Source organism: Psychromonas sp. L1A2 (assembly GCF_009828855.1).
Taxonomy (GTDB): domain Bacteria; phylum Pseudomonadota; class Gammaproteobacteria; order Enterobacterales; family Psychromonadaceae; genus Psychromonas.
The window spans coordinates 1,003,033-1,017,129 of record NZ_WUAG01000002.1 but is presented as its reverse complement, the minus strand read 5'-3'; the positions used below and the strand labels follow the sequence as shown (position 1 = coordinate 1,017,129).

Annotated in this window: 12 protein-coding genes and 1 rRNA gene; 4 read left to right on the top strand and 9 right to left on the bottom strand. The window is 34.5% G+C overall.

What is annotated here, in order from left to right; all coding sequences use genetic code 11:
* Positions 1 to 186: 186 nt before the first annotated feature.
* Positions 187 to 302: ribosomal RNA gene (rrf, locus tag GQR59_RS14760) — 5S ribosomal RNA — on the top strand.
* Positions 303 to 658: 356 nt separating this feature from the next.
* On the opposite strand, the gene GQR59_RS14755 is transcribed toward rrf, so the two are convergent.
* A protein-coding gene (locus GQR59_RS14755) for an IS630 family transposase (RefSeq protein ID WP_442966195.1) occupies positions 659 to 1,685 on the bottom strand; the annotation gives its coding sequence in 2 pieces (ribosomal slippage) (positions 659 to 1,234 and positions 1,236 to 1,685; 1,026 coding nt in all).
* 40 nt (positions 1,686 to 1,725) lie between these two features.
* Positions 1,726 to 2,217 (bottom strand): helix-turn-helix domain-containing protein, encoded by a 492-nt coding sequence (locus GQR59_RS14750; protein ID WP_160063946.1) that lies wholly within the window; start codon positions 2,215 to 2,217, stop codon positions 1,726 to 1,728.
* A 490-nt stretch (positions 2,218 to 2,707) separates the two neighbouring features.
* Between GQR59_RS14750 and GQR59_RS14745 the strand changes: the two genes are divergently transcribed.
* Complete coding sequence (locus GQR59_RS14745; RefSeq protein ID WP_160063944.1) at positions 2,708 to 3,865, top strand: DUF3541 domain-containing protein; 1,158 nt, start codon at positions 2,708 to 2,710, stop codon at positions 3,863 to 3,865.
* Positions 3,866 to 4,575: 710 nt separating this feature from the next.
* The gene (locus GQR59_RS14740; protein WP_160063942.1) at positions 4,576 to 4,971 is read left to right on the top strand and encodes a DUF2391 family protein; all 396 of its coding nucleotides are present in this window, start codon (positions 4,576 to 4,578) and stop codon (positions 4,969 to 4,971) included.
* 96 nt (positions 4,972 to 5,067) lie between these two features.
* Here the strand turns inward: GQR59_RS14740 and GQR59_RS14735 are convergent, their stop codons facing one another.
* From GQR59_RS14735 to GQR59_RS14725, 3 genes are read right to left on the bottom strand one after another with little or no spacing between them, the layout of a single operon-like run.
* The gene (locus GQR59_RS14735; RefSeq protein ID WP_160063940.1) at positions 5,068 to 5,802 is read right to left on the bottom strand and encodes an SDR family NAD(P)-dependent oxidoreductase; all 735 of its coding nucleotides are present in this window, start codon (positions 5,800 to 5,802) and stop codon (positions 5,068 to 5,070) included.
* Positions 5,765 to 6,202: a thiol-disulfide oxidoreductase DCC family protein gene (locus GQR59_RS14730; protein WP_160063938.1), complete on the bottom strand. Its 438-nt coding sequence runs from the start codon at positions 6,200 to 6,202 to the stop codon at positions 5,765 to 5,767. The genes GQR59_RS14735 and GQR59_RS14730 overlap by 38 nt, the downstream gene beginning before the upstream one ends.
* 1 nt (position 6,203) lies before the next feature.
* Positions 6,204 to 6,818: a flavin reductase family protein gene (locus GQR59_RS14725; protein WP_160063936.1), complete on the bottom strand. Its 615-nt coding sequence runs from the start codon at positions 6,816 to 6,818 to the stop codon at positions 6,204 to 6,206.
* 209 nt (positions 6,819 to 7,027) lie between these two features.
* Between GQR59_RS14725 and GQR59_RS14720 the strand changes: the two genes are divergently transcribed.
* A complete protein-coding gene (locus GQR59_RS14720; RefSeq protein ID WP_160063934.1) occupies positions 7,028 to 7,453 on the top strand; it encodes a hypothetical protein in 426 nt (141 codons plus the stop codon).
* 160 nt (positions 7,454 to 7,613) lie between these two features.
* Here the strand turns inward: GQR59_RS14720 and GQR59_RS14715 are convergent, their stop codons facing one another.
* The 4 genes from GQR59_RS14715 to GQR59_RS14700 form a co-directional block, all read right to left on the bottom strand.
* Positions 7,614 to 9,200 (bottom strand): alkaline phosphatase, encoded by a 1,587-nt coding sequence (locus GQR59_RS14715; RefSeq protein ID WP_201288115.1) that lies wholly within the window; start codon positions 9,198 to 9,200, stop codon positions 7,614 to 7,616.
* Positions 9,201 to 10,543: 1,343 nt separating this feature from the next.
* Complete coding sequence (locus GQR59_RS14710) at positions 10,544 to 11,209, bottom strand: DUF3299 domain-containing protein (protein ID WP_160063930.1); 666 nt, start codon at positions 11,207 to 11,209, stop codon at positions 10,544 to 10,546.
* 8 nt (positions 11,210 to 11,217) lie between these two features.
* The gene (locus GQR59_RS14705) at positions 11,218 to 13,122 is read right to left on the bottom strand and encodes an ABC transporter permease (protein WP_160063928.1); all 1,905 of its coding nucleotides are present in this window, start codon (positions 13,120 to 13,122) and stop codon (positions 11,218 to 11,220) included.
* Positions 13,122 to 13,817: an ABC transporter ATP-binding protein gene (locus GQR59_RS14700; protein WP_160063926.1), complete on the bottom strand. Its 696-nt coding sequence runs from the start codon at positions 13,815 to 13,817 to the stop codon at positions 13,122 to 13,124. Before GQR59_RS14700 ends, GQR59_RS14705 begins: the two co-directional genes overlap by 1 nt.
* Positions 13,818 to 14,097 lie beyond the last annotated feature (280 nt).

The following is a 14,097-nucleotide window of genomic DNA, read 5'->3' as shown; positions in this document are numbered from 1 at the left end:
ATTTACATATAGAATTTTGTAAGATTAACAATTTCAGAATTAGAACATATCGACTATTAGCTTTTCTAATTTATTTTTTATAGAGATTTAGATTGTTACCTTACGGTGATTAACAAAAAAACGTTAATAACCTACCGGTTAAAACAATGTAAAGCTCAAAGAAGCCTAAGCTTTAAAAAGTTTTTGCTTGGCGATAATAGCGCTGTGGTACCACCTGATCCCATGCCGAACTCAGAAGTGAAACGCAGCTGCGCCGATGATAGTGTGAGGTCTCCTCATGTGAAAGTAGGTCATTGCCAAGCGCCTAATACGAACAATCCCTGTTGACTAACGTCAACAGGGATTTTTTCGTTTTGATGATTTTAAAATTAATGAGTTGAAATATATCCCTTACAGGAAGTTCTATTGATTGGAGGGAAGCCTTGTTTTTGGCTTTGGGGCGCTTGCTTTAGCCTGCGGGGTTTTAGTGTGTTTACTTGGTCATATTTAATATTTAACAATTAAGGTTAATACTTTATTACTACAAAACTTGAATCTAATAATGACCTTTATTGTTAGCTTATCAAATAGGAGCTGATTCTGAATACTCAGATCTTATTTTTTCATCTCTTTTATAAGGCTTTAAGTAAATTATTTTATCTAATACCATTCCGCCTAATTAGTTGATCAGATTCATCCAATCCCTAGTGCACATTTTTATTACTCTTTGACTATCACTTACAAAGTCATTCCATGCATAACAAACCGCATCCACAATTGATTCATAACCATTAAAACAACGATTAGCTAAATGATGTTGACGCAACCAGCTCCACACTTGTTCTATCGGATTTAGTTCTGGTGAGTACGGAGGAAGCTTAATTACGCTAACATTATTAAAGTCTGTCGCAAGATCTTCTGTATGCCAACCAGCCCCATCCATAATAATGACTGCATGCCGATCTTCGGCGGTACTCATGGATATTTGTTTCAGGTGAGCATACATAATGTCTTTATTTACATAAGGCATTACCATCGCTTGTGATTGCCCATTAGTGACACAAACGGAGCCAAATAAATATGCATATTCAAACTGTTGCTGTTTCACAGCTAATGGTCTGCTACCTGTTTTAGCCCATAGCTTTGTTGTTGTATTTTGTTGTCCAAAACGTGCTTCATCTTGTAACCAGATATCGACTCTATCTAATGAGATATGGCCAGGGATCTTAAGGATCATTTTTATTTGGAATTTTTTTAAAATCTTCTTGAACTTCAAGGGACTGTTTTGGGTGCTTAGAGCGAGAGGTTATCCATGAAAAACCTAAACGGTGAAGTAATTTGTAGACACTTGAAAGGTGGTATTGATGGCCAAAATTATCAGCAATAAACAACTGGATATCAGTGCCTACTAATCGGCCACCCTTATCATTTTTTGTATATTCATTAATATATTGAATTAGTTGAAGTGATTGGATTTCAGATAATCGTAAGGGACGTCCAGTTGTCTTTTTATCAATTAATCCATCCAATCCATTTTGATGATATTGAGATATCCATTTATTAACACTAGTACGGCTCACTTTAAGAAATTTAGCTATATCGGTACGAGAGCTGCCTTCTTGAAAGTGCGCTAGAGCAGAATAACGCAGTCTCATACGAACACTTTTATGTGTTTTGGCCAATTCAGAAAAATCATGTTTTTTCATACGTCACCAAGAGAATATAATCAGTTAATAATTAAATACATTAGATCACATAATTAGGCGGAATGGTATTATTTGGAATTTTTTTAAAAGATGCTTGGATTTCTTCTGATTGTTTGGGGTGCTTAGAGCGAGTTGTTATCCAGCTTAGATTTAATTTGTTGAGTAAATGATAAATATTAGTTTTTTGATAAGTGACCCCGAATGTTGTTTCAATATATTCTTTTATATCCTTCCCCTGCAGACAGCCTCCTTCTGATTTTATCGCATTACCAATGACATATTGTTTTATGTTAGCAAGTTGCTCTGGCGTGAGTCGATGAGGCCTCCCGCTACGGGGCTTTACTTCCAGACCTGTTAACCCAGAATGAAGGTATGCTTTAATCCAAATGTTGACACTTCTACGGCTTACCTTTAAAAAAGTCGCAATATCAGTTCTACTTTTCCCTTCTAAGAAATGCGAGACAGCGAGTAATTTTAATCGTTGTCTCGCATTGGTTGTCGCATTAATTAATTCAGCAAAATTTTGACTCATATTAACTCCTTTGTAAGAAGCTTAATTAGATCACATATTTATCGGAAATGGTATTACTACAAAACCTGAATTTAATAATGACCTTTATTGTTAGCTTATCAAATAGGAGCTAATTCTGAATACTCAGATCTTATTTTTTCATCTCTTTTATAAGGCTTTAGGTAAATTATTTTATCTAATATTTTTGCTTATTTGTCGTAATGAAACTTTTAAGGGGTATTGGTTGTCTTATTTTAAATAACGCAAAGTGCTGAATCTTTAAAAAGTATCTTTTAATACCGATTACATTAAATAAGTAAAATAGATCAGTTAATTAGTGTGATTGGTATAGCAGACTATTTTTTTGTGCAAAGTGATTGTGACTCTTTATTCATCAATACCTAGACCCATATAAATAATATCTTTAAATCAATGAACATATCTTTTAAGTGAGCCATAAACTTAACTTCAATAAATCATTATTACATTACTTATAAAATTGGTGAGCATAATGAAAGGAAGTATTACGAAAACATTAATGATTAAAACTCCAATTGCCATTTTTGTATTGATATTGATAGCGCTTCATAATATGGCGATTAGTGCGCCAATCATCAATATTGCTGGCGAAGATTTAACAAAGCCAACCATAGTTAATAAGCTTGAAAACGATGATTTTAAACAAGATGCCGATTTAATTCGTCATACTTACGAAACAAATTTATATACTTTACCTGCCTTCAAATCTGGTCATTATGGATTGAGAATGTATAGGCAGACATTAGATAACAAATATGCTCCTGCAGTATGGTCAGATATGGCGAGGGTCGCTAGCAGACTTAATATGTTTGCCGATCAAGTTCATACAGCTGAACAAATACAAAGTTATTCAGAGAAGCGTATTGAAAATTATCGTGATGATTCTAATCAACGTACAGCATTGCGATATCAAGCAACAAAACTAATGCCAGAGTATCTGTATCTTGGTGTTGGTTTATTAGGTTCAATGGCGCGTGCTAATGAATATGGACTTAAACATCGTGATGATAAAAAGTTACGTGAGGTAATTCGTCGTTATGATTTTGCTAAATATGTCACAGATGAAAGTATGGTAAAAGCGTGGGCTGCTCAGTTAGCTAATCAAGTTTATTGGTTAAGACAACTAGGAGAGCAAGATGTAGTTGATGATTTTATTACTACGTTTAAAAAAGTTTATCCTGATAACAACGACAGTGTTCTTACTAAACAACAGTTCGAGAATAAAGTTTATGGATTAACACACATTATATTTGCAGCATCTCGCTATTATCAACACCCTATTAATGAACAAGATTACCAATGGATATATGATTACTATCGGAATAATATAGATACGATTATCGAACGGGCTAAAGAGGATGTTATTGCTGAAGTTGGAATTAACTTTCTGCTAGCGGGACTCGATGATGATCCTGTTGTTCTCAAAACAAGAAAAGTTATTCAAAAAGCTTTAAACCGCGAACATGGCTTAATACCTTCCGTTACTGGAGAAATGGATTTAAAAAAGGGAGAACATCGAAATGTACTCGCTATTATGTTACTTGATTGGAAAGGTATGAATGCAGCACCGACAGTCACTAATGAACCAAAAGTCTTTAATTCAATACCTTATGGTTTAATTGAAAAGTGATGATGTAGTTATACCCGTCACCCTTTAAAATATAAAAATCAGCAAGTCATAAGTGAAATAGATTCTAGGTATAAGGTTAAAGATCTAACGGGTTAAATTGAGACTTTATAACAACGAAGCTGGTTACCTCACGACTTGCTAACTCGAAAACTAATACTGCGTGTAACATTCGATAAGAACTCACCATTGTCATAATGTTACGCCTTCTTGTCTTTATGTCCGAGTGGACGACTGAATAATGAAACTTGATTGGTAACCGGCATATGTGGCGTTATATAAAATGACAGATCATGTTTTTTTAGTATTTAACCATTAAGACGTAAGCTGATATAAAGGAACAAAGAAGCACTGTCATCTTTCCTTGAAGTAAAGCATGTTTATTACTAGGCCTAACTCATTGATAATAAAGGTTAGAGGAGCATCGAAAACTTAAGAAGAATAGATAATGGATTGTTATTTCCTTTCTATTATTCGGTTTCTTTGTATAGCTAAAGAGTCCTAATTACTTTAAATTCAATGTTATTCGTATAATGCAGTTTATCAATAAAAATATGTACTCTCTGAATTTATGATCTTAATTCTCCTGTTTTTTGTATATTATTAAGTAATATCAATTATATTAAAATAGACAAGTTAATTAGTGTGATTGGTATAAGGCTTAAATAAAAAGTCCGAAAATGTTGAGCTAAATAACCACTAATAGGATTTATATGAAATACAGTTTTAATACTGAAGATGCTGGGCAGATATTTGTAGGTGCATTTGCACTTGCTGTTCCTGTATCATTTTCTGAGGAAGCTTGGAAATTAGGTGAAACGTTACCGACTCAAAACCTACTGTTATTATTAACACTATCTGTTGTGTTTTTAACCTTGTATACCTATCAAAGTGTTTTTCAGAAAGAGATTAAAAGCAGAAAGTTTATTTTTATATTACGTATTGTTATTGCATATTTAATGACGGCTTTTGTCGTTGCATTAGTCTTATTCTGTTTGAATAAGCTACCTTTCGTTGATGACCCACTAACTGCGATAAAGCGTATTATAGTGATCAGTATGCCTGCTTCAATGGGAGCAATTGTAGTTGATAGTTTTGACAAAGAATAAAAGACAAATAATAAATGAGAAACAACTAGGTGTGATGATGTAAAAAATTTTTAACTAAGCGACTTTAACCTTAAAGTCACTTAGTTAAATAAGAAATTACCATGGGATTGTTTTACCTTGCCAATCTAAAAAACTTGCCTCTCCATCAACTTCATTCTCTGACACTATTTGTAGTAGTTGTTTGGCAACAAATTCACTCGTAAATAGTTTACTTTCAGGGACATTTTTTTGAAAAGGTTTAGAAAGAGGGGTATCCGTCGTTCCGGGATGAAAGGAAATAAGTTTAATATTTTTAGCTGTTCTTGATAACTCCACTGCGGCAGATTTCAATAACATATTCACCGCTGCTTTTGATGCACGGTAACTGTACCAACCACCTATTTTATTGTCTGAAATACTGCCAACTCGCGCACTAAATACCACTACTTTACAAGGTTGTTTCCCTTTTAAAATGGGCACTAGATTTTTTAGCCACAAGAGAGGGGTGATAGTATTTGCTGTTAATATTTCAGTGAATGACTCTGCTGAAAATTCTTGTAAACGCTTCTCTGGATTAATATTGTTATTATGTAATAAACCATGACAAATGAAGACTTGGTTTATTGATGTTGTTTTATCTTTACTTATGTCTTGTACAACTGTACTTATCGAAGACTCTTGATAATCTTTGATACTAATGACTTTACTATTATTAAACTGTTCATGTTGATAGAAAGAAGTATCACGAGTGACGACAATGAGCTTAGTATCACTTTCTTTTATTACTTGTAACGCTAAGGCTTTCGCTATCGCGCTATTTGCCCCTATTATTAGTGTTGTTTGGTTTGTCATAACAAGTTCCTTCATTGCATTGTTTTATACCGATTCCAAAACGCTTGTAAATAAATTGAGAAATAGGATAACGATATTTTGCTAGTTGTAGATATACGAGATGTGATAGAGGTTTGATGATTGGCCATTGTAATGGAGCGACCAATATTCCTCGTCCGACTAATGTCCAAGCTCTATGAGTAACATCTAAACCTAATAACAACTTACCTTGGTATTCACCATGTAAAATGGCTAATGCTTTATCAACGTTGATATGAGGATACTGTTCATTGAAGTTAGCTTGGTGTAAATCAATTAACAGAATATTGTTTTTATCGTCTTGCTCTTTTAATCTCTGCATTTCTAAACTGCATAAAGGGCAGTGACCATCATAGAAAATGGTTAGTTGATTATCTGTCATTTTATTTCAACTTATCATTAATTTCGTGTGGATTCATGTTGGGTTTTGCATAGCTTAAGCGAGATAGACGTTCGCTTATATGATAACTATCAAGCCCAGATATGCTAACCGTTTGTAATGATTGTATATCGATATAGCCATCATCTTTGATTGTCTCTTCATCACAAATAACATCGGTTATTTCACCAATGATAAACAAGGTATTATTGAGTGGAATAGGCAGTATTTCTTTTAATGTCACAGCGTACTTCAAACGACTTTCTTTCACAAAGGGAGCATTGACTGAATCCAAATGAAAGGTTGATAAACCAACTTCCTCAAATTCACTTTTTTCTCTTGGGTATCTTGCTGATGTTTGGTGTGCTTTTTCGTAAAACGCTGTAGAAACTTGGTTAATCGTATACTGTTTGCTAATGCTAATATTGTCTAGAGTGTGTCGATCGTTATTATCAGGGCGCATAATGAAACCAACTAAAGCAGGTGAAGCACCTAAATGTACGACTGAACTGAATATCGCAAGATTGGTTTGTCCATTTACATCTTGTGTTCCGATTAAATTCGCACTCTTAAAACCAGATAAGCTATTAATGAAGTGAGCACGTTGCCTAGTTGGCATTGCTTTAACATCATGTTGAGTAAAATGTTTAATAGTAATAATAAACTCCTAGAATTTCACTTCATACTGTTGTGTGTGATGTTTAATACGTCAAGTTCAGTCTTAAAGATCTATATTGTTCAAAAATAACCCCTATTTCATATTTGTTTAGTTTTTATGTTAATTTATGTTTCTATTAAATTGATGATTTAACAATTTTGGTGAGAACAATGAAAAAATTATACTTATTAGGATTATTTATTTCGTTAAGTACAGTAGCAGATGCTAACGCTAAAAGTTATTCGACTTCTCTCGATTATGCACAAGTGCAATATGTAAAGGTAACTCAAAGTCAAAATGGTAGTTGGTGCTTTTCGACACAAGTAAGGCATAACGATCAAAGTTGGGATCATTATGCAGACGCTTGGCAAATAGCTGATTTAGAAGGTAACGTGTTAGGTAAAAGAGTACTTTTACATCCTCATGATAACGAACAACCTTTTACACGTAGTCTTTGTAATGTAGAAATACCGAAAACAATACAAAAAGTAGTCGTGAGTGCAAAGTGCAATATACATGGAGTTGGCGGTGAAAAAGTGATCATAGATTTAAGAAAATCTAAAGGTAAGAGATTTATAGTTAAGAAAGTAAACTGAGTTTGAAATAGTTTAGTAGAGTAGTGCAGAAATAGGTAGAAAGATGGTCTGATAAATACTTCGTTCATAAACTTAAAAAGCCGTGTTAGTAATATTAATGACTAATACGGCTTTTAACATTTCTTAACTATCTCCTTTTAAGGTGATAGTTAGTAGTTCATTATTGTTCTACTGCTTCAATCAGTAATTTACCGATATCAGTATGGTGAGATAATCGAGAAAATTTCTCAGAAAATGTTTTAGGACCGACAGCAACAACCGCTACTGGTGTATTTGTATGTGTTCCTGTTCCCCAAACAATATTTTGTTCCTGACCTAGTTCACGTCCAATTAAGTCACCACGAATATCTTGACCGTATACATAAAAGGCTTCGAAATCGTCAACTTTAGGGAACGTTTTAAGTTTTAGGTAAGTATTATCAGGATCATAAAACTTGTTTTCTTCAGTTTCTAAAATCTTTTTAGCTTGTGCTAAGTCGATTTTAAATTCACTGCTAGCGTTAACAATTTTTAATAATGATTCTGGCGTTTTATCTGTTTTATCGAACTCAGCTAGCATGTCGCCAAAGCTTTCTTTTTGTCCGTATAATCTATCTAAAGTCGGTAATGTACCGAAGTTAAAGTTTGGTTTATAGTCATGATCTTTAAATGTAGAACCGCTTAATTTTTTAGCTTCTGGTACATTAGCGCGTGAATAACTGAATCCAAAACCGCCTGTTTCGTGGTCGGCTGTTACAACTAATAATGTATCGTCACGATCTTTTATCCAATCATAAACATACTGAATTGCTTCATCAAATTTAAGCATTTCATGTAGTGCTGTACCTGCATCATTACTATGAGATGCCCAGTCAATTTGACCACCTTCAACCATTAAAAAGAAACCATCAGGATCTTTAGCAAGCACATCAAGTGCCTTCATCGTCATCTCTTTCAGACTTGGCATAGTACGATCAGCTGAGTCTTTAGTTTGGCTATAAGTAATACCATTTTGCATACCTGAATAAGCAAATAAACCAAGTACTTTATCGCCTTCAACATCAGCTAAACCATCACGAGTATAAGCAAGTGAATAACCTGCATCGCTAGCTTCTGCCAATAAATTTCTTTCATCTTTACGTTTAGATTTTATTTCAATTGTACCGCCAGTTTGCTCCATAAGTTGTTTATATAAAGCACCTTTTTCATTAACTGATTCTGGAATAAAATAGCGAATACCACCTGATAACATGACATCAGGGCCTGTTGCTAACATATCTGCAGCGATTTCATTTTCAAGTGAACGATGTCGTTGATGTGCAGCAAAAGCAGCCGGCGTTGCATGAGTTAAACGAGTATCAGAAACTAAGCCTGTTGCTTTTCCGAGTTTTTTAGCAATTTCTAGTACTGTCTCAGCAGGGTTACCATCTTTATCGATACCAATACCTTCTGAAGGAGAGTCAACACCAGTAGCAAGGTGTGATGCTGAAGCAGCTGAATCTACAACTAGGGCATTAAATGGGCTGTGCATTGACATGCCTAAAGCACCATTATCAATTATCGTTTTCATCGCGGTATCACGACCCTTGTAGATTGAATTCGGTGCCTTAGTTGCATATTCTTCTAATAAGCTCATTTGGCCAGGGCCCATACCATCGCCAATCATTAAAATAACATTTTTTATTTTAGATTCAGCGTAACTAAGATTGCTTACAAGTCCTAGTGATAACGCAATGGCTACTTTTGTAAGTCCTTTATTGCTCTTCATGATCATTTCCTTCTGGTAGGTTAATCGTTTTAATGTGGCTGGCATGCTAATACTGAACTATTACAGTTTTATGACAGCATCTTTTACTTTATGGAAGTTAACAGCTTTTTATATATTCATTTTGCTTAATTAAATTATTTTGTGATCCAGCTAAAAATCAAACTTATAATTTGTGATCTATGTTTAATTGCTAAAATTAATGATTTTTAATTAATTAGATCTACTGCTCACTTTTTGCTTTAAAGTTATTTTTTTAAAGTTTTGACGTGACATAAATCACGTTTTTGTGGTGTTGTATTTTGATTTTTCCATTGTGTAATAAAGTAAAAAATCATGATAATCAATTGCTTGTGTTTAGAAAGAGGCTTGTTAAATAAGTTAATTGAAAGGTAGCTATAAAAGTTAAAATGTGACGAAATTAGTGAGTTATGGTTAAATTTTTGATCTTTATGTTTTAGTGCTTTGACTTTAGTTAGCAGAATGCAGGGATTTGATATTAAAAAGTAGATATTACAAAAGTGACTAACCTGTTACTGCGATTAGCTCTTGTGAATTCGTGTCACTGGCTTCAGCCTGCAGGGTGTTGTGTGTTGATTTGTTCTTTTGATTGTTAACTACAAAGTCAAAATCAACACATGTAAATACTTCAAGCTTTTGAATTTGGGGCGCTGACTTTAGTCTGCAGGGTGTTATGTGTTGTTTTTGTTCTTTTGATTGTTAACTACAAAGTCAAAATCAACACATGTAAACACTTCAAGCTTTTGAACTTGGGGCGCTGGCTTCAGCCTGCAGGGTGTTGTGTGTTGATTTGTTCTTTTGATTGTTAACTCCAAAGTAAAAATCAACACATGTAAACACTTCAAGCTTTTGAACTTGGGGCGCTGGCTTCAGCCTGCAGGGTGTTGTGTGTTGATTTGTTCTTTTGATTGTTAACTACAAAGTCAAAATCAACACATGTAAACACTTCAAGCTTTTGAACTTGGGGCGCTGGCTTCAGCCTGCAGGGGGTTGAGAGTTGTTTTTTATTTTCATTTTAAATTTGATATTTAATGGCTCAAACCTCAACATAAAATAGATCTGCAAGCCAAAAATAGAATTAGCAGATCGCTTAAGCTCATAACACTAGGTTATGTTGCACACACTCCAAATCACAATCTGTAACGTTCGACTGGGCAATTAGTTAAATTTCTTATTTATAGTTCAGATAGTTCAGATAGTTCAGATAGTTCAGATAGTTCAGAGGGCATCAAAAGAAAAAAGCCGTGACAGTTAATCTATCACGGCTTTAGTTTGTTCTGCTTAACTATAAACTTTAGTTATAAAAGTTTATCAAGTTGAGCTTGTTAATGTGTTGCAATAAAAGGTTCTACAATTGCGCCATCTAGACTATAAGCCATATTGATTTTTTTATTTCCATCGACCAAATAAAGGTCTTGAGTTGATGGGGTAATGCGTAATGTACCTGTTATTTTAATTGGCATATAAGGTGAGCCTGTTGCAATTGATTGTTTCGCTTTCACGTATATCAATTGATTTGCAGGCGGTACGGGTTTGTGTGAACAAGCACCAATAGTTGGTACTAATAAGAACTCAGAAACCTCGCCATTATCAAATTCAAGAGCAAGCATATAACCAGACATTTCTATTTCTCTATTTGCTAATAAGTCATTGGTTACTAAAGAAGCTTTTTTACGCTTTTCCATAATGATGTCACGTTGCGCAAACATTTCATCAATATCTACTTTTTCTTTTATCAATTGAGCTTTTGCATCTTCAGCTTCTTTAAGCATTGCATCTGTTAACTTATAAGAAGGAAATACTTTTTTCATTTCCGTTATTCGACCATAAACAGAAAGATTATAAAGTTGATCCTCCGTTAAATCACCAAAAGGGTCTTGGTAAGGTTCAACTTTTCCTTGCAAGTCTTGCCAATCAATTTTCATTGGTTGGGCTTGAGCCTGCATCGCGGACGTTAAACCTAATAATAATATTAATAAGTACTTTTTCATGTTACTCCCTAAAACTTGATGCTCATGCCGTCCGATAATGAGTACTTATAAATTAACCAGCCAGGAATTAATGCTATCAATAATGCACTAATTTGAATAATTGCTAAAATAAGTAAGTCATTAGACGTCAACATATTAATGTCCAAATAAAACCCATAATACGATGCCAACGGTGACTGTAGTATGAGAAGGAGTAGGTAAAGTAATGCAATACCCAATAATATGCCAGCAAAACAAACAAAACCTGCTTCGCCAATAATCAAACTAAAGATATGTCCAGGTCTTGCTCCTACTGAGCGTAAGATTGCCATTTCTCGACGACGTTCATTCAAACTCATTAGAATAATGCTTAACATTCCCAATAAGCCAACTAAGACAACAAATACGGTCACAATACTCAACGCAACTTCAGCAAGGCTAAAGAATTCCCATAATTCCTGAAGAGCGAGGGCAGGAATAATCGCTGATAAAGGCTCTTCTTGAAAATTATTAACATAACTTTGCATGCCTAACACTGCTTGAGGAGAGGTTAAACCAACAAAGATTGCATTAATTTTCTCTGGTTTTACCTTTAATAACCTAGCAACACGTTGATCTTGTGTCTCACGGTGACCTTCATGGGTTGCTTCGTGATCATGTTCATCGTGCGCAGCTTCATCATGGTGTTGCTTATGATTTTCATCTTCGTGATCATGTTCATCGTGCGCAGCTTCATCATGGTGTTGCTCATGATTTTCATCTTCGTGATCATGTTCATCATGTGCTGCTTCGTCATGGTGTTGCTCATGATTTTCATCTTTGTGCTCATGTTCATCGTGAGTGGCTTCGTTATGATGTTGCTCATGATTTGCATCTTCATGATCATGTTCATCGTGCGCAGCTTCATCATGGTGTTGCTCATGCTCAGCATCTTCGTGATCATGTTCATCATGCGCTGCTTCGTCATGGTGTTCTTCATGATTTGCATCTTCATGATCATGTTCATCGTGCGCTGCTTCGTCTTGGTGTTGTTCGTGATCTGCATCTTCGTGATCATGTTCATCGTGCGCAGCTTCATCATGGTGCTGCTCATGATCTGCATCTTCGTGCTCATGTTCATCATGCGCTGCTTCGTCATGGTGCTGCTCATGATCTGCATCTTCGTGCTCATGTTCATCATGCGTTGCTTCGTCATGATGCTGCTCATGATCTGCATCTTCGTGATCATGTTCATCGTGATCTGTGTGATTGGCTGCTAGGGTTGTTTCTCCAGGCAATACACCAAAATGGCCATGATTATCTGTATGCATCGCTTCCATTGCTTCCAATGAAATAATAAGAGATTGGTCTATAGCGGTAAAAGAAGGGGATAGGATTGCACTGATGAAGTAAGGAATATTATCATGATGATGTCCTTCTATTTCACCACCTCCATGCGTTACGATAACCTCATCGCCAATTTTATAATTTAATTTTTTAGCGACTTCTGAACCAATAACAACTGCGAACATATCGTCATCTATTTTTCCTGATTCAACCTTTAAATGTTGTTTATTAGCGTAACTAAAATAATCAAAGAAACTTAAGTCGGTTGCCATCACAGTATAGCCATGATGAGAATCACCTAATGAAATAGGCACAGCCCATTCAACAGCAGGTGATTGACTGATTTTTTGGTAAGTATCATATTTAATGGTATTAGTGGTATTGCCGATATGAAAAACTGAGCTCAATAACAATTGTGAAGAAGCACCACGAGAGCCAATAATTAAATCAGTACCTGAAATACTTTTCATAAAACTATTATTGGTTTCTGTTTTTAACGTTTGAACCCCTAATAATAAAGTTACGCTGATTGCGATAGAAAAAAGAGTAATAAAAAAGGTCAGTTTACGGTTAAGTAAGCTTTTAAATGCTAGTGATAAAATCGCCATTATATCGATTCCTTGAAGTTAACCTGATTAATCTGTTGTAAGTTAATAGAATGAGAAAAATGATGTTTCAAACTAGCATCGTGGCTGACAAAAATAAGGGTGATATCTTCTTTTTTACATTCTTCAAATAGTATTTTAATAAAACCTTGGCGGTGATCACTGTCCAATGCTGAAGTAGGTTCATCGGCAATAATTATTTCAGGACTTCCAAGCATTGCTCTTGCGGCTGCGACCCGTTGTTGTTGACCTACACTCAACTCATTAACACTACGTTGTAGTAATTCTGAATCATTTAACCCGAGTGCAGCTAATAGACGAATCGCCTCTTCATTTAAGCTATTACTTCGTTTTAATGCTTTTGCTTTGCGGGATGTTGAGAAGGTACAAGGCAAGGTAATGTTATCTAACACACTTAAATAAGGGATCAAGTTAAACTGCTGGAATATAAAACCAATATGGTTTGCTCTAAAAGAGTCCTTTTGACTTGAAGATAGGGCATTTAAGGATTGTCCAAGTATTGTTACATTGCCATTTTGTGGTGTTAAAACACCTCCTAATAAATTTAATAATGTACTTTTACCGCTTCCACTCGGGCCTTCAATAAATAAATGTTGACCTTTTTTAATATCTAACGCTTCAATGTTAATAACGTCTTTTTTCTGCCAGGCAAAGCGTAAATTAGTTAGATTAATCATGTTTTTCTCACCGATAAGTTTTAGTATTAAATTATTGCTTTGTTATAACATAACAATACTTTTTTGTTACAACATAACAAAATAAAAATGTTAATACGAACTATAAAATGCAAGTATTAGATATTTTTTATAAGTTTTACTTTATTCAAGTGCCACATTGAATATAAATAATTTGCAGTGCTTTAATATTCTATAACCCAAAATATATAGAATGAAAATGCTTAATCTACTCTATTTATCTGCTTATTTATTACTCTTTTTCTTTATAAACTATTGAATA